Annotated in this window: 21 protein-coding genes; 12 read left to right on the top strand and 9 right to left on the bottom strand. The window is 61.5% G+C overall.

Going from position 1 to position 19,227, the window contains the following annotated elements; all coding sequences use genetic code 11:
- Nucleotides 1-3 precede the first annotated feature (3 nt).
- The 7 genes from hflC to cfaB all read left to right on the top strand — a co-directional run bounded on the left by hflC (nt 4) and on the right by cfaB (nt 7,252).
- Nucleotides 4-1,002, top strand: coding sequence for a protease modulator HflC (gene hflC / locus ASE80_RS22910; protein WP_162238860.1), 999 nt, complete (start codon nt 4-6; stop codon nt 1,000-1,002).
- Nucleotides 999-2,033, top strand: a complete 1,035-nt coding sequence (gene hflK / locus ASE80_RS22905) for a protease modulator HflK (RefSeq protein ID WP_056860926.1) — start codon at nt 999-1,001, stop codon at nt 2,031-2,033. The genes hflC and hflK overlap by 4 nt, the downstream gene beginning before the upstream one ends.
- A complete protein-coding gene (locus ASE80_RS22900) occupies nt 2,030-3,916 on the top strand; it encodes a cation-translocating P-type ATPase (RefSeq protein ID WP_056860925.1) in 1,887 nt (628 codons plus the stop codon). The genes hflK and ASE80_RS22900 overlap by 4 nt, the downstream gene beginning before the upstream one ends.
- A gap of 117 nt (nt 3,917-4,033) precedes the next feature.
- On the top strand, nt 4,034-4,288 hold the full coding sequence (gene bufA2, locus ASE80_RS22895; protein ID WP_017135097.1) for a BufA2 family periplasmic bufferin-type metallophore: 255 nt from the start codon (nt 4,034-4,036) through the stop codon (nt 4,286-4,288).
- Between the two features lie 67 nt (nt 4,289-4,355).
- On the top strand, nt 4,356-5,201 hold the full coding sequence (bufB, locus tag ASE80_RS22890) for an MNIO family bufferin maturase (RefSeq protein WP_056860924.1): 846 nt from the start codon (nt 4,356-4,358) through the stop codon (nt 5,199-5,201).
- Nucleotides 5,192-5,980: an HvfC/BufC N-terminal domain-containing protein gene (locus ASE80_RS22885; RefSeq protein WP_056860923.1), complete on the top strand. Its 789-nt coding sequence runs from the start codon at nt 5,192-5,194 to the stop codon at nt 5,978-5,980. The genes bufB and ASE80_RS22885 overlap by 10 nt, the downstream gene beginning before the upstream one ends.
- 87 nt (nt 5,981-6,067) lie before the next feature.
- Nucleotides 6,068-7,252 carry a C17 cyclopropane fatty acid synthase CfaB gene (cfaB, locus tag ASE80_RS22880; protein WP_056860922.1) on the top strand — a complete coding sequence of 395 codons (1,185 nt, stop codon included), beginning with the start codon at nt 6,068-6,070 and terminating at the stop codon, nt 7,250-7,252.
- Between the two features lie 132 nt (nt 7,253-7,384).
- On the opposite strand, the gene cls is transcribed toward cfaB, so the two are convergent.
- A complete protein-coding gene (cls, locus tag ASE80_RS22875; RefSeq protein ID WP_056861052.1) occupies nt 7,385-8,824 on the bottom strand; it encodes a cardiolipin synthase in 1,440 nt (479 codons plus the stop codon).
- A gap of 130 nt (nt 8,825-8,954) precedes the next feature.
- Here cls and ASE80_RS22870 point away from each other — a divergent pair, with 130 nt between their 5' ends.
- Entirely contained in the window at nt 8,955-9,476 is a 522-nt protein-coding gene (locus ASE80_RS22870; RefSeq protein WP_056860921.1) for a DUF3617 domain-containing protein, read from the top strand.
- Here the strand turns inward: ASE80_RS22870 and ASE80_RS22865 are convergent.
- Genes ASE80_RS22865 through folE2 form a run of 7 tightly spaced genes read right to left on the bottom strand, consistent with a single transcriptional unit; the run spans nt 9,473 to nt 15,098 of the window.
- On the bottom strand, nt 9,473-10,810 hold the full coding sequence (locus ASE80_RS22865) for a dihydroorotase (protein WP_056860920.1): 1,338 nt from the start codon (nt 10,808-10,810) through the stop codon (nt 9,473-9,475). The genes ASE80_RS22870 and ASE80_RS22865 overlap by 4 nt on opposite strands.
- 3 nt (nt 10,811-10,813) lie before the next feature.
- Complete coding sequence (locus ASE80_RS22860) at nt 10,814-11,374, bottom strand: gamma carbonic anhydrase family protein (RefSeq protein WP_017135756.1); 561 nt, start codon at nt 11,372-11,374, stop codon at nt 10,814-10,816.
- Nucleotides 11,371-11,784, bottom strand: coding sequence for a phosphoribosyl-AMP cyclohydrolase (gene hisI / locus ASE80_RS22855; RefSeq protein ID WP_056860919.1), 414 nt, complete (start codon nt 11,782-11,784; stop codon nt 11,371-11,373). The genes ASE80_RS22860 and hisI overlap by 4 nt, the downstream gene beginning before the upstream one ends.
- Nucleotides 11,781-12,659: a metal ABC transporter substrate-binding protein gene (locus ASE80_RS22850; RefSeq protein WP_056860918.1), complete on the bottom strand. Its 879-nt coding sequence runs from the start codon at nt 12,657-12,659 to the stop codon at nt 11,781-11,783. Before ASE80_RS22850 ends, hisI begins: the two co-directional genes overlap by 4 nt.
- A gap of 11 nt (nt 12,660-12,670) precedes the next feature.
- Nucleotides 12,671-13,537: a metal ABC transporter permease gene (locus ASE80_RS22845; RefSeq protein WP_056860917.1), complete on the bottom strand. Its 867-nt coding sequence runs from the start codon at nt 13,535-13,537 to the stop codon at nt 12,671-12,673.
- A complete protein-coding gene (locus ASE80_RS22840) occupies nt 13,537-14,205 on the bottom strand; it encodes a metal ABC transporter ATP-binding protein (protein WP_056860916.1) in 669 nt (222 codons plus the stop codon). Before ASE80_RS22840 ends, ASE80_RS22845 begins: the two co-directional genes overlap by 1 nt.
- On the bottom strand, nt 14,202-15,098 hold the full coding sequence (gene folE2, locus ASE80_RS22835; RefSeq protein WP_056860915.1) for a GTP cyclohydrolase FolE2: 897 nt from the start codon (nt 15,096-15,098) through the stop codon (nt 14,202-14,204). Before folE2 ends, ASE80_RS22840 begins: the two co-directional genes overlap by 4 nt.
- Before the next feature lie 128 nt (nt 15,099-15,226).
- Between folE2 and ASE80_RS22830 the strand changes: the two genes are divergently transcribed.
- The gene (locus tag ASE80_RS22830; protein ID WP_056860914.1) at nt 15,227-16,438 is read left to right on the top strand and encodes an N-acetylmuramoyl-L-alanine amidase; all 1,212 of its coding nucleotides are present in this window, start codon (nt 15,227-15,229) and stop codon (nt 16,436-16,438) included.
- On the opposite strand, the gene ASE80_RS22825 is transcribed toward ASE80_RS22830, so the two are convergent.
- On the bottom strand, nt 16,435-16,803 hold the full coding sequence (locus ASE80_RS22825) for a hypothetical protein (RefSeq protein ID WP_056860913.1): 369 nt from the start codon (nt 16,801-16,803) through the stop codon (nt 16,435-16,437). The genes ASE80_RS22830 and ASE80_RS22825 overlap by 4 nt on opposite strands.
- A 127-nt stretch (nt 16,804-16,930) precedes the next feature.
- On the opposite strand from ASE80_RS22825, the gene dksA reads away from it, so the two are divergent.
- From dksA to ASE80_RS22810, 3 genes are read left to right on the top strand one after another with little or no spacing between them, the layout of a single operon-like run.
- Nucleotides 16,931-17,335 carry an RNA polymerase-binding protein DksA gene (gene dksA, locus ASE80_RS22820; protein ID WP_056860912.1) on the top strand — a complete coding sequence of 135 codons (405 nt, stop codon included), beginning with the start codon at nt 16,931-16,933 and terminating at the stop codon, nt 17,333-17,335.
- Nucleotides 17,336-17,362: 27 nt separating this feature from the next.
- Entirely contained in the window at nt 17,363-18,568 is a 1,206-nt protein-coding gene (zigA, locus tag ASE80_RS22815) for a zinc metallochaperone GTPase ZigA (RefSeq protein ID WP_056860911.1), read from the top strand.
- On the top strand, nt 18,568-19,212 hold the full coding sequence (locus ASE80_RS22810; RefSeq protein WP_056860910.1) for a DUF1826 domain-containing protein: 645 nt from the start codon (nt 18,568-18,570) through the stop codon (nt 19,210-19,212). The genes zigA and ASE80_RS22810 overlap by 1 nt, the downstream gene beginning before the upstream one ends.
- The last annotated feature ends 15 nt before the right edge of the window (nt 19,213-19,227 follow it).

Below are 19,227 nucleotides of genomic sequence, written 5' to 3'. Positions count from 1 at the left end.
TGTCTGTTGAGCGCTCATTCTCACGATCACGATCACGGTCATCACCATCATGGCCACCACCATCACCATCATGGCGACGAACAGGCCGCGGGCCCGTTCCCATGGCGGCGCATGGCCTGGGCGGTATTGCTGGTGTTGTTTGCCGTTGCTGCGGCGAGCCTGGTGCAGGTGCGCTCCGGTGAAGCCACGGTGATTACCCGCTTCGGCAACCCGGCGCGGGTATTGCTGGAGCCAGGCCTGGGCTGGCGCTGGCCGGCGCCGTTCGAAGCGGCGATCCCGGTGGACCTGCGTCTGCGCACCACCTCCAGCGGTTTGCAGGACGTGGGTACCCGCGATGGCCTGCGCATCATCGTGCAGGCCTACGTGGCGTGGCAGGTGCAGGGCGATGCCGAAAATGTGCAGCGTTTTATGCGTGCGGTGCAGAACCAGCCGGATGAAGCGGCGCGGCAGATTCGCACCTTCGTCGGCTCGGCGCTGGAAACCACGGCGGCCAGCTTCGACCTGTCGAGCCTGATCAACACCGATGCCAGCCAGGTGCGCATCGCTGATTTTGAAGCCCAGCTGCGCCAGCAGATTGATCAACAATTGCTCACCACCTATGGCGTACGCGTGGCGCAAGTGGGCGTCGAGCGCCTGACGTTGCCATCCGTCACCCTGACCGCCACCGTCGACCGCATGCGCGCCGAGCGCGAAACCATCGCCACTGAACGCACCGCCGTGGGCAAGCGGGAAGCGGCGCAGATTCGCTCCGCTGCCGAGCGGGATGCGCGCATCGTGCAAGCCGATGCCACGGTGAAAGCCGCCGATATCGAAGCCCAGTCGCGGGTTGAGGCGGCGCAGATTTACGGGCGTGCCTACGCCGGCAACCCGCAGTTGTACAACCTGCTGCGCTCGCTCGATACCTTGGGCACGGTGGTCACGCCGGGCACCAAGATCATCCTGCGCACCGATGCTGCGCCGTTCCGTGCATTGGTAGACGGGCCCAAGGACGTTCAGCCATGACCGAGCGTGACGGCCCGGACAGCCCGTGGATCCAGGCCGGGCGTCTGACCTTCCTGGCGCTGTACGCAGTGACGGTGTTGGCGGCGTTGGCCTGGGCGTTTTCGAATGTGCGCCAGATCGACCCGCAAAACCGCGCCGTGGTGTTGCACTTCGGCGCGCTTGACCGCATCCAGAACGCCGGGCTGTTGCTGGCATGGCCTCAGCCCTTCGAGCAAGTGGTGCTGTTGCCGGCGGCGGACCGTGTGATCGAGCGGCGTGTGGAGAACTTGTTGCGCTCCGAGGCAGCGATCCAGGCCGACCGCGTGGCCAGTTTTGCTACGCCCTTGAGCGATGCGCTGGCCGGTTCAGGCTATTTGCTGACCGGCGATGCCGGTGTGGTGCAGCTGGATGTGCGGGTGTTCTATAAGGTCACGGAACCTTACGCCTTTGTGTTGCAGGGCGAGCATGTGCTGCCGGCCCTGGATCGGCTGGTGACGCGCAGCGCGGTGGCACTGACCGCCGCGCGCGACCTGGACACGATTCTGGTGGCGCGCCCTGAACTGATCGGCACCGACAACGGCGCCGCCGAGCGCCGTGAGCGGCTGCGCGGTGACTTGGTGCAAGGTATCAATAAACGCCTGGCGGAGCTGGCTTCGACGGGGTTGGGCTTGGGCATCGAAGTCACCCGCGTGGATGTGCAATCGAGCCTGCCAGGCCCGGCAGTCAATGCCTTCAACGCCGTGCTGACGGCCAGCCAGCAAGCTGACAAAGCCGTGGCCAATGCGCGCACCGAAGCGGAAAAACTCACCCAGACCGCCAATCAGGAAGCCGATCGGCTGGTGCAGGTTGCCCACGCCCAGGCCAGCGAACGCTTGGCCAACGCCCAGGCGCAAACCGCGACTGTTACCAGCCTGGCGCAGGTGAAAGACCCGGGCTTGTTGCTGCGGCTGTACCGCGAGCGCTTGCCGAAGATTCTTGGCCAGGCAGGTTCCGTGACCACCGTCGACCCTAAAGACGACTCCCGCTTGATCATTCAGGGAGCCGAGCAATGAGCGCGCCCATGTTGACCTCCGCCGAGCAGCGCAGCGCTGCCCGGCAATTGACCCTGGCCATGTTGGCCTTGGGACTGCTGGTGCTTGGTCTGGTCTGGCGCTGGCTTGCGCCGGACCAGACCGGCGTCAGCCAATTACTGCTCGGCGTTGCGTCCCTGCTGGTGGCCGTGCCGGTGATGCGCTCGGCCTGGTACAGCCTGCGTTACCCCAGCCTGCATGGCATCACCGATCAGTTGATCGCGCTGGCGATGCTGGGTGCCTGGGCGACGGGTGATCTACTGACCGCCGCGTTGTTGCCGATCATCATGATCTTCGGCCATGTGCTGGAAGAGCGCAGCGTGATCGGCTCCCAGGAAGCGATTCACGCCCTGGGCAAACTGACCCGCAGCCATGCGCGGTTGGTGCAGGCCGATGGCAGCATTATTGAAGTGGATAACGGCACGCTGAACACCGGCGATATTGTCGAAGTGCGCGCCGGTGATCGCGTGCCCGCCGACGGCGTGGTGCTGTCGGGCCAGGCGAGCCTGGACACGGCGCCCATCACGGGTGAGTCGGTGCCGTTGGAAGCCAGTGTCGGTGTGCAGGTGTTTGGCGGGGCGATCAACCTGGATGGGTTGTTGCGCTTGCAAGTGACGCGCACCGGCGATGAATCGACCTTGGGCAAGGTCATTGCGCTTATGCAAAACGCTGAACGCTCCAAGCCACCCATCACGCGGCTGCTGGAGCGTTATGCCGGCAGCTATATGGTGTTGGTGTTGCTGCTGGCGGCGGTGACCTGGTTTGTCACCAATGACGCCCAGGCGATGTTGGCGGTGCTGGTGGCGGCGTGCCCGTGTGCCTTGGTGCTGTCGGCGCCGGCCACAGCGATTGCCGGGATTGCCGTGGCCGCGCGCCATGGGATTTTGATTCGCAGCTCGGCGTTTCTGGAGGAGTTGGCGGACCTGACCTCGTTGGTGGTCGACAAGACCGGCACGCTGACCTTCGGCACGCTGCGTTTGCAGTCCATCGAAACCACGGCACCGGATCGGCAGGTGTTGTTGAATCTCGCCGCCAGCCTCGGTTCGGCCAGCAGTCACCCGGTCAGCCGTGCGCTGGCCGGTTTGGCCACGCAAGAGCAGATGCTGGTGCTGACGGATATTCACGAACGCCAGGGGCTTGGCGTCGTGGCGCAAACCGGGCAGGGCGAGGCGGCGCTGGGGCGACCGGAGTTGTTCGAGCAGTTGGGTATTGTCACGACGACAGTCCCGAACCATGACGGCCCGATTGCCGGGCTGGCGTTGAACGGACAGTTCCTGGCCTGGCTGTTGCTGGCCGACAGCGTCAAGCCGGAAGCACGTCAGGCGCTGCAAGAGCTGCGCGACCTCGGCCTGGGCCGCCAACTGCTGCTGACCGGCGACCGCCAGAGCGTGGCCGACAGCCTGGCGCTCGACGTAGGTATCAGCGACGTCGAAGCGCAGGCTTTGCCGGAGGACAAGCTCAACCGCGTGCTGGGAGAAATCAGCAGTGGGTTCCGCCCCATGGTCGTGGGTGACGGGATCAACGATTCCCTGGCACTCAAAGCGGGCGTGGTCGGCGTGGCAATGGGTGCGGGCGGGGCGGACATCGCCCTGGCGTCGGCGGACGTGGTACTGATCGGCAGCGATCTGCGTCGCCTCGGCACTTGCGTGCGCTTGAGCCGCCAGTGCCGGCACACGTTGCAGGTCAACGTGATCATCGGCCTGGGCTGGACGCTGGCCATCGTGGTGTTCGCCGCGTTTGGTTGGCTGGGCGCTGCCGGGGCAATGATTGCGGCGGTGTTGCATAACCTCAGCACCCTGCTGGTATTGGGGAATGCCGGGCGTTTGCTGCGCTTTCAGGAGCCGCTTTTGAAGCTGGATGAATAATTTTCAGAAATATTTGCACACTGCTGTAACGCCGGTGAGGGACCTCACTCTAGTGGTATGTCGAGACTGAACAATCCGTTCAGACCGATTCCACTACCGATCATGAGGAATACAAAAATGAACTTCAAATCCGCTGCTGCTGGTGCCGCCCTCGCAATGGCCGCCGCTACCATGTTTGCTGGTGTTGTCACTCAGGCTCAAGCCGCTGACACCGCTGTGCACTGCTACGGCATCAACGCGTGCAAAGGCCAGAACGATTGCAAAACCAAAGACCACGCTTGCAAAGGTCAAGGTTCGTGCAAAGGTCAGGGCTTCAAGGCTATGGCCAGTGCAGACGCTTGCACCAAGGCTGGCGGCAAAGTCGGCGAATAACCGGCAACTCAGTGCTCCCGCAGCGGATGCCCCCCACCGCTGCGGACACTTTGCCCAGGAGTGTGTGATGTCCGCTTCCCTTACAAGTCTGGGTTACGGCCTGGGTTTACGCAGCGAGTACTACCAGCAGATCCTTGAACAATCGCCGGCCGTGGATTGGTTCGAAGTGATCTCCGAGAATTATCTGGTCCAGGGCGGTAAAGCCTTGTATTACCTGGACGCGATAGCCGAGCGTTATCCCCTGGTGATGCACGGTGTGTCCCTGTCCATCGGCGGGCCGCATGCGCTCGATACCGATTACCTGAAACAAATCAAACAGCTTGCCGAGCGCATCCAGCCTGCGTGGATCTCCGATCACCTGTGCTGGAGCCGTGGCAGTGCCCATCAGTTGCACGACTTGCTGCCGCTGCCTTACACCGAAGAAAGCCTTTACCACGTGGCTGCCCGCGTGCGCCAAGTGCAGGATGTGTTGCAGCGCCCATTGGTACTGGAAAACGTCTCCAGCTATGTGCGCTCCAAGGCCGATGAGTTCACCGAGTGGGAATTCCTCAATGCCCTGGCTCATCTGACCGGGTGCCAGCTGCTGCTGGACGTGAACAACGTGTATGTCAGCTCGCGCAACCACGGTTTTGATGCCTGGACCTTTATCCGCAGTTTACCGCCTGAAAGTATCCGCCAGCTGCATCTGGCCGGGCATATGGACTACGGCGACTATGTGGTCGATACCCATGACCATCCGGTGTGCGACCCGGTTTGGGCGCTTTATCAGCAGACACTTGAGCGCTTGGGGCCGGTCTCGACCTTGCTGGAACGCGATGACCATTTCCCGCCGTTCGAAGAACTGCTCACTGAGTTGAGCAAGGCCCGTGAATTGGGAGCGACCGCCTTGGCCCGGAGATCGTTATGCGCCTGACCGATTGGCAGCTGGCCTTTGAGCAACACCTGTTATCTGAAAACTCAGTCGCCAACAGTGGTTTCGCCGCTACCTTGCTGGGCGGGCCGACCCTGGATGTGGACACGGGCCTGGCGATTTATCACAACGCCTACCTGTCGCGCTTGCAGGAAGTGCTGCGCCATGACTTCGGTGCCATTTGGTATTGGCTCGGCGATGATGAGTTCGCATCACTCACAGAAGCCTATTTGCGCCGTTATCCTTCCGCCCATTACAGCCTGCGATGGTTGGGTGAGCGTTTCCCGGCGTTTATCGTCGAGCATCTGGTGGCTGAACAGAGCGCGCCGCTGGCTGAACTGGCGCGGTTGGAATGGGCATTTACCCTGGCGTTTGATGCGCCGCAGGGTGAGCCGCTGGCCCTGGATGATATGGCGCAGCTGGCGCCCGAAGAATGGCCGGCGTTGCAGGTCACCCTGGCGCCGTCGGTGCAGCAGGTGCTTTGTCACTTCAATACCGTGGCAATCTGGCGGGCGAGTAAAGATGAATCGGAGTTTCCTGACAGCCACGCGCTGGAGTCGGCGCAGATTTGCCTGGTATGGCGCCACTACAACGTGTGCCATTACCGCAGCCTGGAGCCCGCTGAGGCCTGTGCCTTGGCGGGAATGGTGACCACCGGCTGGAATTTTTCAGAACTGTGCGAAGCACTGGTAGTCACTTATGCAGAGGGTGCGCCACTGCAAGCAATGACATGGCTGAAACAGTGGATCCAGGATGGTTTGCTCGAGCGCCGAGCCCCATAGAAGAAGGCTATTAAATCGATAGCCTCCTACTTTGTCTTCGGATGGTCTACCCTCACTCCAGACGTCTGAAACAAGGGGGGACTACTCATGCTCGCGCAACTTCCACCGGCCTTACAGAATCTTCAGCTACCGCTGCGTCTTCGACTCTGGGACGGCCATGAATTCAACTTGGGCGCCGAGCCCAGTGTGACCATCGTGGTGAAGGACCCCACGGTCGTGTCCAAGCTGACCCATCCAACGCTCGATGCTTTGGGCGAAGCCTTCGTCGAGGGCAAGCTGGAGCTGGAAGGCTCCATTTCCGAGGTTATCCGGGTATGTGACGAGTTGAGTCATGCCCTGATCGACGACGACGAGGGGAGTCGTCCGGTGCGCTCGATCCACGACAAGGCCACTGACGCAGCGGCTATCTCCTACCATTACGACCTGTCCAACGAGTTCTACCAGCTATGGCTGGACCAGGACATGGCGTATTCCTGCGGTTATTTCGAAACCGGCAGCGAATCCATCGACCAGGCCCAACAAGACAAATTTCGCCATCTGTGCCGCAAATTGCGGCTGCAGCCGGGTGAGTATTTGCTCGACGTCGGCTGTGGCTGGGGCGGGCTGGCGCGGTTTGCGGCGCGCGAGTTTGGGGTCAAAGTGTTTGGCATTACCCTGAGCAAGGAACAGCTGGCGCTGGCTCGGGAACGGGTTAAAGCTGAAGGGCTGGAAGATCAGGTTGACCTGCAACTGCTCGACTATCGCGACCTGCCGCAAGACGGTCGCTTCGACAAAGTAGTCAGCGTGGGCATGTTCGAACACGTCGGCCACGCCAACCTGGCGGAGTATTGCAAGACGCTGTTTGGCGCGGTGCGCGAAGGCGGCCTGGTGATGAACCATGGCATTACCGCCAAGCACACCGATGGCCGACCTGTGGGCCGTGGCGCCGGGGAGTTTATCGAGCGTTATGTCTTCCCCAACGGCGAGCTGCCGCACCTGGCGATGATGACCGCCGAAATCAGTGAAGTCGGGCTGGAAGTGGTCGACGTCGAAAGCCTGCGCCTGCACTACGCGCGCACCCTGGATCATTGGAGCGAGCGCCTGGAAGACAACCTCGAAGCGGCGGCGAAGATGGTGCCGGAGCAGGCACTACGGATCTGGCGGCTGTACCTGGCCGGTTGCGCGTATGCGTTTGCGCGGGGCTGGATCAATTTGCACCAGATATTGGCAGTGAAGCCTCACGCCGATGGCAGCCATGAGTTGCCGTGGACGCGGGAAGATATTTACCGCTGATCTTCAAAACATTGGAGATTTGAAACTGTGGGAGCTGGCTTGCCTGCGATGGCGGTGTATCAGGACTGGATAGTTACCTGACACACCGCCATCGCAGGCAAGCCAGCTCCCACAGTTGTAGTGTGTTGTGGGTTAAAGGATTGGTGAGATAAGCCGCGCCACGCGCATGCCCAACTGTTGCAGGCGCCGAGTCTCGCGGCTTTCTTCCTGGCTGACTTCATGGGCCAGGGCGAAGTCGTCCAGCAGCATGTGCTCCACCTCGCTGGCAAACGCCTCGTCCACCGTCAGCAGCATCACTTCAAAATTCAGCCGGAACGAACGGTTGTCCATGTTCGCGCTGCCGATGGCGCTGATTTCGCTGTCCACCAACACGACTTTTTGATGCAGAAAGCCTGGCTTGTAGCGGAATACCCGCACGCCGGCGCGTACCGCTTCGATCGCATAAAGGCTGGACGCGGCGTAGACGATGCGGTGATCGGGGCGCGACGGCAGCAGCAAGCGCACGTCAACACCGCGCAGCACGGCCAGGCGCAAGGCCGAGAACACGGCTTCATCGGGGACGAAATACGGGCTGGTGATCCACACGCGTTCGGTCGCCGCATGAATGGCTTCGACAAAAAACAGCGAGCAGGTTTCGTACGGATCGGCCGGGCCGCTGGCGAGCAATTGGCAGAGCACGCCATCTTCGGGGTAAGTGTCCGGCAAAATCAGTGGCGGCAGTTCGCGCGCCGCCCAGAACCAGTCTTCGGCAAATGACTCCTGCAGGCACGCCACCACCGGGCCTGTGACCTGCACATGGGTGTCGCGCCAGGGTGCCAGTGGCGGCTTTTTGCCCAGGTATTCATCGCCGACGTTGTGCCCGCCGACAAAGCCGGTAATGCCGTCCACCACCACGATTTTGCGATGGTTACGGAAGTTGACCTGGAAACGGTTGAGCCAGCCGCTGCGGGTGGCGAACGCTTTGACTTTGACCCCGGCGTCGCGCAGCGATTGCACATAACGGTGGGGCAGGGCGTGGCTGCCGATGCGGTCGTAGAGCACGTGAATGTCTACGCCTTCGGCAGCTTTTTCCTTCAGCAGCGCATGCAGCTGTCTGCCAAGCTCGTCGTCATGAATGATGAAAAACTGAAACAGCACTGCAGTTTTGGCGTTGCGGATGGCCTCGAAAATCGCGCTGAAAGTGGCTTCACCATTGATCAGCAACCGCACTTCATTATTGGCCAGGCACGGCATGCGCCCCAGTTTGGGCATGGCGCGCAAGGAGCCGTAGGCGCTGGAGTTGCGCGCGGCCAGGGCTTCTTCTACCCATGGGCGCCAGTTCAGCTCGGTGATGGCGGTGTGCATTTCCTGGTTGGCCTGGCGACGTGCCTGGATGTACGCGTCGAAGGTGCTGCGGCCGAAGATCAGGTACGGGATCAGCGTGAGGTAAGGCATGAACATCAACGACAAGGCCCAGGCGATCGAGCCTTGGGCGGTCCTGACCGTCAGTACCGCGTGGATCGCCGCCAGCGTCCCGAGAAAGTGCAGCGTGGCAATGAAGTAGGCGAGCAGGTGCGGGCCAAAAAAATCCATGAACGACATGACTCCAGGCAATCGAGTGCCTAACAGACCATGTTCCACAGCGAATGTCGCTATTTTATTTGCCGTGCAACACTGGCGGCTTTGCGGCGTCTAACGCCCACAATTACCCAGGAGTTACCCGATGAATGCTCGTCTGCTTGGTTTGGCCATGGTTGTTGGACTGACGCTGCCCGTGGCGGCTCAGGCGCAGATGCTGGCGCCGGGCTTGTGGGAATTGACCACCAGCAATATGAAAGTCGATAACCAGGATTTGCCGGACCTGTCGCTGATCCTCGGTCAGCTCAAGCAACAGATGACCCCTGAGCAGCGTGCGATGCTGGAACAACAAGGCATCACCATGGCCGGTAAAGGCGTGCAGGTATGCCTGACGCCCGCCCAGGTCGCCTCTGATTCGATCCCCCTGACCGACCCGCAATCGGGTTGCAAGCAGGAAGTGACCGACAGGACCGGCAACCAATGGAAATTCCGTTTCAGCTGCCCGAAAGCCCAGGGCACTGGCGTTGCAACCTTCCAGAGCCAGCAGGAATTCACTACCAAGGTCAACGGTACTTTCAATGCCACCGGCGTCCAGCAGAAGGGCAGCCTGGACACCCACGCCCAATGGCTGGGCAACGATTGCGGTACGGTAAAACCCCGCCCCTAACGCAAAAAATGCAGGGGCAAGCCCTGGCAGCTGTCGACCACCTGGCCGTTGTGCCACGCCAGGTGGCCGGACACCAGTGTGGTGCTCACGCTGTGGCGAAAGCTGCGTTCAGCGAACGGTGTCCAGCCACAGCGGGCGAGGACCGGCTGGCTACTGACGGGTTTACCTTCAGGCTCGGGTTTGATCAGCACCAAGTCAGCCCAGTAGCCTTCGCGCACATAACCACGGTCCGGGATGGCGAATAAATCGGCCACCCGGTGACTGGTTTTTGCCACCAGCGTGGTCAGGGGCAAATGCCCGTCGATGACCAATTCCAATAACGCCGGCAACGCGTGCTGCACCAGCGGCAACCCGGACGGTGCTTCACGGTAGCCCAACTGTTTTTGCGCCCAGGTATGCGGCGCATGGTCGGTGCCAATCACATCCAGACGATCACTCAACAAGGCCAGGCGCAACGCGTCGCGGTCGGCGCGGGTCTTGATCGCCGGGTTGCATTTGATCTGGTGGCCGAGGCGATGATAGTCACGGTCATCGAACAGCAGGTGGTGCAGGCAGACTTCGGCGGTGATGCGCTTTTCGGCCAAGGGTTTGTCTTCGAACAATGCCAGTTCGCGGGCGCTGGTCAGGTGCAGCACATGCAGGCGCGTGCCATGGCGCTTGGCCAATTCCACGGCGAAGGACGACGAGCGATAACAGGCTTCGGCATCGCGAATCAGCGGGTGGGCGACGGCAGGAATCTGCTCGCCGAAACGCTCACACAGGCGTTGCTCGTTGGTCAGGATGCTCGGCGTGTGTTCGCAGTGGGCCAGCAGGGTGGTCGGCACTTGCGCAAACAGCCGCTCCAGAATCCGTGGGTCGTCCACCAGCATATTGCCGGTGGAGGCGCCCATAAATACTTTGACCCCGGCCACTTCACGCGGGTCGAGGGCGGCAACCACGTCGAGGTTGTCGTTGCTCACGCCGAAGTGAAAGCCGTAGTTGGCCACCGAGTGCAACGCGGCGCGGCGCTTTTTATCGGCCAGTGCTTCCAGGTTGAGCGTGGCCGGGCTGGTGTTGGGCATGTCCATGAAACTGGTGATGCCACCGGCCACCGCCGCGCGGGATTCGCTGTAGAAACTGCCTTTGTCAGGCGCGCCGGGTTCGCGAAAGTGCACCTGGTCGTCGATCATGCCCGGCAGCAGCCATTGGCCTTGGGCGTCGATTTCCACAGGCTCGTTGTAGCCTTCAAGGCTGGCGGCAATCTTCTCGATGCGGCCATTGGCGACCAGCACATCGGCGTCGAATTCCTGGCCTTCATTGACCAGGCGGGCGTTGCGGATCAGCAGGCGGCTCATGGTTCAGAACTCGTTTTGCAGGGCTTTGTAACCACGTACCAGGTCGACGTTGGTACGCGCGACGTCTTCGGAAAACTCCGAGGCGCTGACGCTCACCGGCGGGAATTGCGACAGGTCGGTATTGGGGCCGATGCGGGTGGTGGAGGGCACGTAGAAGGCGGCGGGCAAGTCGCGGCCATCGACCACCGAGTTATGGCGCACCACGCAGCCGTCGCCGACGGCGCAGTTGAACAGCACGCTGTTGAAACCGATAAAAACGCGGTCGCCCACGGTGCACGGGCCGTGGACGATGGAGCGATGTGCGATAGACGTGAATTCTCCAATCGTCACCGCCGCACCGGATTTGGAGTGGATCACCACGCCGTCCTGAATGTTGGAGTTGGCGCCGATGGTGATGGGGTCCATGTCGCCGGTGGCGTCGACTTCGTCGGCGCGGATCACGGCGTAGGGGCCGACGAACACGTTCTCGCCAATGATGACCTTGCCGCAGATGATCGCGGTCTTGTCGACGTAGGCCGACTCGGCAATCACCGGCAGATCGCCGGAAGGGTTCTTGCGAATCATGCAACAGGCTCCGTAATAATGTGAACGTGATCGCCATCAATGGCGTTGTAGAAACAGGTCGGCCGCCCGGTGTGGCAGGCCTGGCCTTGCTGGTCGACGATCAGCAGCACGGCGTCGCCATCACAATCCAGGCGCGCCTCAATCAACTGTTGCCAGTGGCCGGAGCTTTCGCCTTTGCGCCACAGTTGCTGGCGCGAGCGCGACCAGTAGCAGACGTGCCCGCTGGCCAGGGTTTCGCTGAGCGCCTGGCGATTCATCCAGGCCAACATCAGCACAGCGCCGCTGCCGTGTTGCTGGGCGATGGCGGCAATCAGGCCATCGCTGTTCCACGGCAGGGCGTCGAGCACCGGTTCGAGTGGAAAGCGGCTGCCCAGGGCAGCCTCTTCCAGGTCGAGCATGCTCAGGGTCATGGCTTGCTCAGGGCGGCGCACAAGGTGTTGAGGTTGTACTCAAACAGCCCGGTGAAGGTGCTGGCCGGGCCTTCGGCGGCGAGGGCGTCGGAGTACAGCGTGCCGCCGATCTGCGCGCCGCTTTCGTCAGCGATCTGCTTGAGCAGGCGCGAGTCCTTGATGTTTTCCATGAACACGGCTTTGACCTTGTCCTTGCGGATCTGGGTGATCAGCGCAGCGACTTCGGCAGCCGACGGCTCACGCTCAGTCGACAAGCCTTGTGGCGCCAGGAACTGAATGCCATAAGCCTGGCCCAGGTAACCGAAGGCGTCATGGGAAGTGACGATGCGACGGTTGCCGGCGGGCAGCGCGCCGAACTTGGTCTTGGCTTCGGCCAGCAAACGGTAGATTTCTTTCAGGTAGGTCTGGCTGTTGTGCAGGTAGTCGGCCTTGTTGGCCGGGTCGGCTGCCACCAGTGCCTTGGTGATGTTGTTCACATAGATTTCGGCGTTGGCCAGGTTGTGCCAGGCGTGCGGGTCCGGGATGGTTTCGCCGTCTTCTTCCATGGTGTGGGAAATCACGCCCTTGCTGGCGGTGACCACGGTGGCCTTGGTTTCGGTGCTGGTAACCAGGCGGTCCAGCCAGGGTTCGAAGCCCAGGCCGTTCTTGATGATGACCTTGGCCTTGAGCAGCGCCTTGGCATCGTCCGGCGTCGGCTCATAGGTGTGGGCGTCGGAGTCAGGGCCGACCATGTTGCTGATCTGGATGTGGTCGCCACCGATCTGGTGGGTGATGTCATCGAGAATACTGAAGCTGGTGACCACTTGGAGTTTGTCGGCGGCCTGGGCCATCGACAAGGGCAGCAGAAGACTGAACAGCACGAGTAAAGCGCGCATCGGGAAACACCTCATTGGGATGTAAGAGAGGGCGGGCGGCGCAGCAAGCCGTGCACCGGGCCGAAAACCACGGACAGCAAATACCCGCCGCCAGCCACCAGCACGATGGCCGGGCCGCTGGGCAGTGAGTAGTAGAACGACAGCAGCAAACCAAGCCACACCGACAGGCATCCCAGCACCGCCGAGACCGCAATCAACACCGGCAGGCGTCGGCTCCAGAAGCGTGAAGCAATCGCCGGCAACATCATCAAACCCACCACCATCAACGCGCCGATGGCCTGGAAGCCGATCACCAGGTTCAGCACCACCAGGGTCAGGAACAACCCGTGAGCAAGTGGGCCAAGGCGGCTGACGGTTTGCAGGAACAGCGGGTCGAGGGTGTCCAGCAGCAGCGGTTTGTAGATCAGCCCCATGGCGATCAAGCTGAAACCCGAGACCCAGAGCATGCCGGTGAGGGTGGTTTCATCCACCGCCAGGGCGGAGCCGAACAGCAGGTGCAGAAGGTCCAGGCGCTTGCCGGCGATGCCCAGGATCAGCACGCCGGCGGCGAGCGAGATCGGGTAGACGGCGGCGAGGCTGGCGTCTTCACGCAGGCCGGTGCGGCGGGTGATCCACGCCGACAAACCGGCCATGCCCAGGCCGGCACCGAGGCCGCCGATGGTCAGGGCCGGCAGGCTGATACCGGCGAACCAGAAGCCCAGTGCGGCGCCGGGCAGGATGCCGTGGGCAACGGCGTCACCGATCAGGCTCATGCGCCGCAGGATCAGGAATACACCCAGCGGCGCAGTGCTGCACGCAAGCACCAGCCCGCCAATCAGGGCGCGGCGCATGAAGACGAAATCTTGAAACGGCATCCACAGGTGGGCGGCGAAGTGCATCAGGCCACCTGCATTTGAGGTTGCGGGCGGATCAGTTCTTTACTGGGGCCAAATACGCAGCCAGAGCTTTTGATTTGCACTACTTGCTGAGTGTGGTGGCGCACGGAGGCGAGGTCGTGACACACGATCACCACCGTGCGGCCTTCATCGTGCCAGGCGTGCACGTGTTTCCAGCACAGCGCCTGGCCTTCTTCGTCGAGGGCGGCGTGAGGTTCATCGAGTAGCAACACCGGTGCTTGAGCCAGGCTCATGCGCGCCAGCAGCGCGCGTTGCAGTTCGCCGCCAGACAACGCCATCAACGGTCGGTGTTCCAGGCCGGTGAGGCACCAGTCTTCCAGCACGGCCTGCAGACGCTGGCTGCGTTGTTCCGGGCCGAGCTTGGTGCCCCAGAAACCGGCGGCGACCAACTCTTGCAGGCTGATTGGAAACTGCCGGTCCAGGTGTTGCTGCTGCGGCAGGAACGACAAGCCGCCACGGCGTGGAACATCCACGCTGACGTTGCCCGCCAACGGTTTTTGCAGCCCGGCGATGACTTTGAGCAGGCTGCTCTTGCCCGTGCCGTTGGCGCCAATGATGCCGGTGAGGCTGCCTTTTTCCAGGCTCAGATCCAGCGCAGGGGTGAGTGGTTGCCCGGGGGCGCCCCAGCGCAAAGCGTTGCAGGTGATCATGCAGAGTCTCTCGTCCAGCGGCTTTCAGCCACGGCATCGTGCGCGTGCAGGCTTTCGGCGTGGATCACTTTCAGGTGGAAGGCTTTGACGGCATCCGAGCGTTTCAAGGCGAGGTTCAGGCGGCGGGCGGCGTCTTCGCAGAACATCAGGTTCTGCCCATTGGCCAAGGCGAAGGCTTGTTCGTCCGCGCGTTTTACAGCGGTTTGCACGGCGGTGCCGAGGGCGGCTTCGACGGTGTCGATCAGGTCTGTGAGCGGCAGGGTGTTGTAGCTGGCGTCCAGTTGGATCGACAGTTGGGCGCTGCTGCGCTGGCTGTGAGGTGTGGCGACGATGCCGTTGGCGCTGCCGAGCCAGGTCAAAACCTCCTCATGCTGCAACGGCGTGTTGGCAAAGTCCTGGAGAAATTGCCGCTGAATCAACTGCCTGGCGAGCGCGGCCGAGCAAGGGCAGGTTGAGGAATAAGTAACGTCAATTTTTAGTTCCACGTGGAACATCTGGTTTTCCAGACGCGCTTCGATGCACACCGGGTAGCTTTTCCAACCGGCCAGCGGGCTGACCAGCGCTTGGCGTTTGAGTAACAAGTCCGTGTGAATACGCAAGTAGGCGTTCTTAGATAATCCTTCATGACTCTCGAGAAAACGCTGCAGTACATTACGCAGAAGTGCAGGTGTAAGAAGCTGCTGGTCGAGCATTTCCAAAGCCAGGTACAGGCGCGACATATGAATGCCACGAGCCTCGCCATCGTCCAGGCTTACGCCTGCATCGGCGGTGGCAGTCAGGCGTTGGCCGTCGATGAGGATTGGCAGGGCGATGCCGCACATGCCCACCCAGTCGAGTGGCAAGGCTTGCCGTGAAGCCTGCGCGGCGATATCCGGCAGAGTCAGCGCGTTCATGAGCAGGTCCATCGTTGGAAATAAAAAGACATGTTATATTATAACCATTAAGTCGACGACGATTTTTCTGCTCCAGTCTTTCTTCAGTCATGTCGAGCAGGGACGCTCCTTTATTTGCGGTGTTTTTCATGCACAGACGTCAGCTTCTCAATCTGCTGCTGGTCAGCCCTCTGTTCACCTTTCCATTGGGGGCGTTTGCCACACAGATTCGTAATGCGCGCTTGTGGCGCTCCGACGACAAACTGCGGCTGGTGTTCGACCTCAGCGGCCCGGTGCAATACAAGACCTTCTCCCTGACGTCGCCGGAGCGTGTGATCATCGACCTGAGCGGCGCCGGGCTCAGTGGTGACTTCTCTCAGTTGGCGTTGAAGAACAGCGGGATTACTTCGATTCGTTCGGGGCATTTCGGCAAGAGTGATACGCGCATCGTGCTGGACCTGGCTTCGCCGATGCAGTTCAACAGCTTTCTATTGCCGCCGCAGGATGGCCAAGGCCATCGGCTGGTACTCGACCTGACCAGCGCCACCCACGCGCCGCGCCAGATTGCTGCGCAGCCGACGCCATTAGTCGCCCCAGTCGACAAGGCCCATCCCAAGCGCGACATCATTGTGGTGGTCGACCCCGGCCACGGCGGCAAAGACCCTGGCGCCATCGGCTCCAAGGGCCAGCGCGAAAAAGACGTGGTGCTGTCCATCGCCCAACTGCTGGCCAAACGCTTGAAGCGCGAGAAGGGCTTTGACGTGAAGCTGGTGCGCAACGACGACTTCTTCGTGCCGCTGCGCAAGCGCGTGGACATTGCCCGTCAGCACAAGGCCGATATGTTTATCTCGGTGCATGCCGACGCCGCGCCACGGCTCACCGCGTCGGGCGCTTCGGTGTATGCGTTGTCGGAAGGCGGCGCCACCTCCGCCACCGCGCGCTTTATGGCGCAGCGCGAGAACGGCGCCGACCTGCTGGGCGCCACCACCTTGCTCAACCTCAAGGACAAGGACCCGATGCTCGCCGGGGTGATTCTCGATATGTCGATGAACGCCACCATCGCCTCCAGCCTGCAACTGGGCAGTTCGGTGTTGGGCAGTCTGCAAAGCATCACCACGCTGCACCAGAAACGCGTGGAGCAAGCCGGGTTTGCGGTGCTCAAATCACCCGACGTGCCGTCGATCCTGGTGGAAACCGGGTTTATCTCCAACACCCAGGACGCCCAGCGGCTGGTGACGGCGCGTCATCAACAAGCCGTGGCGGATGGGCTGTTCGACGGCCTGAAAAAATACTTCGAGAAGAACCCGCCGATGAACAGCTACATGGCTTGGGTTCAGGAACAGAAGAGTGGCCAGGTCTAACAGCCGGCTATACGGCTGCACGTGAACTTGGCGCTGGCGCCACCCGAACTGGAAAACCGGTTGATGGTGGTCCAGCCCACGCGGCGTGTGTAGCCGACCCACGCCTCACCATCGGACGCCAACCCGGTAAAGAACGTCAGTTGCCCGTAGCGGCTGCTGGTCTGTGCCCAATAGCGTTTGCCGATCACTTCAAAACCGCGCAAATACGTGGTGCTGCCCACCGTCGCCACGCTGTAGGCGTTGCCCAGCGGGTCTACACAGGCCAGCAGGTTGGCGCTGCGCGTGCAGTTCGCCAACAGGCTCGGCGTTTGCGCGCAGGCAGTGCCTGCCACGCCCAGTAACAGGGCACACACCAGGGTTTTCATAGCGCCTCTCGGGCAAGAAAGTGTTCCAGCATTGCGCCCTTCGTCGTGGCGAGCAAGCGGGGATTGGCTTATTTGTATTGTTATACTATAACATCAAAAAACAGCCTGACCCCGTGAACCGCTTCCCATGACTGAACAAGACCTTCTGGCCCAACCGCCCGCCGACTACATGAATGACGCTCAGCAAGGTTTCTTCCGAACACTGTTGCTGACCCAGCGCGACGAATTGCAGGCGCGTATCGAGGCCGAATTTTTGCTGCTGCGCGAGCAGGAAACCAACAGCGACCTGGCCGACATCGGCAGCGCCGAAGAGCAGCGCCAATGGCAGCTGCGCCTGCTGGAGCGTGAAAAAAAGCTCTTGGACAAGATCGACGATGCCCTCGAACTGCTGGCCCGCGGCGAATACGGCTGGTGCCGCGAAACCGGCGAACCCATCGGCCTGCAACGCCTGCTGCTGCGGCCCACCGCCACCCTGTGTATCGAAGCCAAAGAACGTGAAGAGCTGCGCGAACGCCATAAACGGGCGATTTGACCGGCCAACCCTGATGAGGACTACCTGATGACCAATCGCCTTCCCGTTACCGTGCTGTCCGGCTTCCTCGGCGCCGGTAAAAGCACGCTGCTCAACTACGTTCTGCGCAACCGCGAAAACCTGCGGGTGGCGGTGATCGTCAACGACATGAGTGAAATCAATATCGACGGCAGCGAGGTGCAGCGCGACGTCACCCTGAATCGCTCCGAAGAAAAGCTGGTCGAGATGAGCAACGGCTGCATCTGCTGCACCTTGCGTGAAGACTTGCTGGAAGAAGTCACAAAGCTCGCCAAGGAAGGTCGCTTCGATTACCTGTTGATCGAGTCCACCGGTATTTCCGAGCCACTGCCCGTGGCCGAAACCTTCACGTTTCGTGATGAAAACGAGCAAAGCCTGGCCGACATCGCACGCCTGGACACCATGGTCACCGTGGTCGACGGCATGAATTTCCTGCTCGATTACCAAGCTGCCGAAAGCCTGGCTTCCCGGGGTGAAACCCTGGGCGAAGACGACGAGCGTTCCATCACTGACCTGCTGATCGAGCAGATCGAATTCGCCGACGTGATCCTGATCAGCAAGATCGACCTGATCAGCAGCCGCGAACGCGAGGAGTTGATGGCCATCCTTGAGCGCCTCAATGCCCAGGCGGAAATCATCCCGATGGTGATGGGCGAAGTGCCGCTGAACAAGATTCTCAACACCGGCCGCTTCGACTTCGAACGCGCAGCGCAAGCGCCGGGCTGGTTGCAGGAGTTGCGCGGTGAACACGTGCCGGAAACCGAAGAATATGGCATCGCCGCCACCGCTTACCGCGCGCGTCGCCCGTTTCATCCGCAACGCTTCTTCGACTTTATCGACCGCCCTTGGGTGAACGGCAAACTGCTGCGCTCCAAGGGCTTTTTCTGGCTGGCGAGCAAGCATCAGGATGCGGGCAGTTGGTCCCAGGCCGGCGGTTTGATGCGCCATGGTTTTGCCGGGCGCTGGTGGCGTTTTGTGCCGAAAAGCCAGTGGCCGCAAGACGAAGAAAGCGTGGCGGCGATCATGGGCAACTGGCAATTGAGCACCGGCGACTGCCGCCAGGAACTGGTGTTTATCGGCCAGAACATCGACTTCGCGCAGATGCGCGCCGAGCTGGACGCGTGCTTGCTTAATGATGAAGAAATGGCCCTGGGCGTCGAAGGCTGGCGCCAGTTGGCCGACCCCTTTGGCCCTTGGTATGAGCAGGTAGCCTGATGCTGGCCCCGGTAATTCCCTTGCGCCCGATGATCCGGCAAACCCGTGGTGAAACCCCGCTGGCGCTGTCGGACATCCTCGAAAACGACGTCAACCTGGCGCTGTGGCAGCGCCAGTTGCCTTTGCATATCGCCGAATTCGGCGCCTTGCTGGTGGCGCTCAATGAGCCGTTGGCGGACTCCATGGTGATTGAACTCGAGAATGAGGACGCTGTGCCGAATTTGCAGGGGTTAGCGTCCAGTTGCCGCGATCTTGAAGGCTACGAGGGTTTTATCGCCGATGTGTCCTGGCTGGTCAGCGCGTTTGCTTGCCTGCTCGGCGCCAAGAGGATTGGCGTGCGTTTGCGGCTGCTGGACAAGGCCATGTGCCCGCGTTTTCACGTCGACCATGTGCCGGTCCGACTGATCACCACCTACGCCGGCATCGGCAGCCAGTGGCTGCGCGAAGGCGTGATGGACCGGCGTAAACTCAGCCAGCCCGACGCGGAACCCACCGAGCGTATCGAGCAGGTCCACTGCGGCGAAGTGGCCCTGCTCAAGGGCACAAAATGGCACGGTAACGAGAACCATGGCTTGATCCATCGCTCACCCGCGCTCAGGGCTGACGAGCGCCGGTTGATCCTGACGCTGGATTGGCTCGCATAACCGCGTAGGATCAAG

The organism is Pseudomonas sp. Leaf15 (assembly GCF_001421425.1).
In the GTDB taxonomy this organism is placed as follows: domain Bacteria; phylum Pseudomonadota; class Gammaproteobacteria; order Pseudomonadales; family Pseudomonadaceae; genus Aquipseudomonas; species Aquipseudomonas salomonii.
Note: the sequence above shows the minus strand (reverse complement) of the source record. Positions and strands in the feature narration are given on the sequence as shown.

What these genes read in the sequence shown, in the direction of transcription:
- hflK (WP_056860926.1), top strand. Translation starts at nt 999, where the DNA reads ATGACCGAGCGTGACGGCCCGGACAGCCCGTGGATCCAGGCCGGGCGT.
- ASE80_RS22900 (WP_056860925.1), top strand. Translation starts at nt 2,030, where the DNA reads ATGAGCGCGCCCATGTTGACCTCCGCCGAGCAGCGCAGCGCTGCCCGG.
- bufA2 (WP_017135097.1), top strand. Translation starts at nt 4,034, where the DNA reads ATGAACTTCAAATCCGCTGCTGCTGGTGCCGCCCTCGCAATGGCCGCC.
- bufB (WP_056860924.1), top strand. Translation starts at nt 4,356, where the DNA reads ATGTCCGCTTCCCTTACAAGTCTGGGTTACGGCCTGGGTTTACGCAGC.
- ASE80_RS22885 (WP_056860923.1), top strand. Translation starts at nt 5,192, where the DNA reads ATGCGCCTGACCGATTGGCAGCTGGCCTTTGAGCAACACCTGTTATCT.
- cfaB (WP_056860922.1), top strand. Translation starts at nt 6,068, where the DNA reads ATGCTCGCGCAACTTCCACCGGCCTTACAGAATCTTCAGCTACCGCTG.
- cls (WP_056861052.1), bottom strand. Translation starts at nt 8,824, where the DNA reads ATGGATTTTTTTGGCCCGCACCTGCTCGCCTACTTCATTGCCACGCTG.
- ASE80_RS22870 (WP_056860921.1), top strand. Translation starts at nt 8,955, where the DNA reads ATGAATGCTCGTCTGCTTGGTTTGGCCATGGTTGTTGGACTGACGCTG.
- ASE80_RS22865 (WP_056860920.1), bottom strand. Translation starts at nt 10,810, where the DNA reads ATGAGCCGCCTGCTGATCCGCAACGCCCGCCTGGTCAATGAAGGCCAG.
- ASE80_RS22860 (WP_017135756.1), bottom strand. Translation starts at nt 11,374, where the DNA reads ATGATTCGCAAGAACCCTTCCGGCGATCTGCCGGTGATTGCCGAGTCG.
- hisI (WP_056860919.1), bottom strand. Translation starts at nt 11,784, where the DNA reads ATGACCCTGAGCATGCTCGACCTGGAAGAGGCTGCCCTGGGCAGCCGC.
- ASE80_RS22850 (WP_056860918.1), bottom strand. Translation starts at nt 12,659, where the DNA reads ATGCGCGCTTTACTCGTGCTGTTCAGTCTTCTGCTGCCCTTGTCGATG.
- ASE80_RS22845 (WP_056860917.1), bottom strand. Translation starts at nt 13,537, where the DNA reads ATGCACTTCGCCGCCCACCTGTGGATGCCGTTTCAAGATTTCGTCTTC.
- ASE80_RS22840 (WP_056860916.1), bottom strand. Translation starts at nt 14,205, where the DNA reads ATGATCACCTGCAACGCTTTGCGCTGGGGCGCCCCCGGGCAACCACTC.
- folE2 (WP_056860915.1), bottom strand. Translation starts at nt 15,098, where the DNA reads ATGAACGCGCTGACTCTGCCGGATATCGCCGCGCAGGCTTCACGGCAA.
- ASE80_RS22830 (WP_056860914.1), top strand. Translation starts at nt 15,227, where the DNA reads ATGCACAGACGTCAGCTTCTCAATCTGCTGCTGGTCAGCCCTCTGTTC.
- ASE80_RS22825 (WP_056860913.1), bottom strand. Translation starts at nt 16,803, where the DNA reads ATGAAAACCCTGGTGTGTGCCCTGTTACTGGGCGTGGCAGGCACTGCC.
- dksA (WP_056860912.1), top strand. Translation starts at nt 16,931, where the DNA reads ATGACTGAACAAGACCTTCTGGCCCAACCGCCCGCCGACTACATGAAT.
- zigA (WP_056860911.1), top strand. Translation starts at nt 17,363, where the DNA reads ATGACCAATCGCCTTCCCGTTACCGTGCTGTCCGGCTTCCTCGGCGCC.
- ASE80_RS22810 (WP_056860910.1), top strand. Translation starts at nt 18,568, where the DNA reads ATGCTGGCCCCGGTAATTCCCTTGCGCCCGATGATCCGGCAAACCCGT.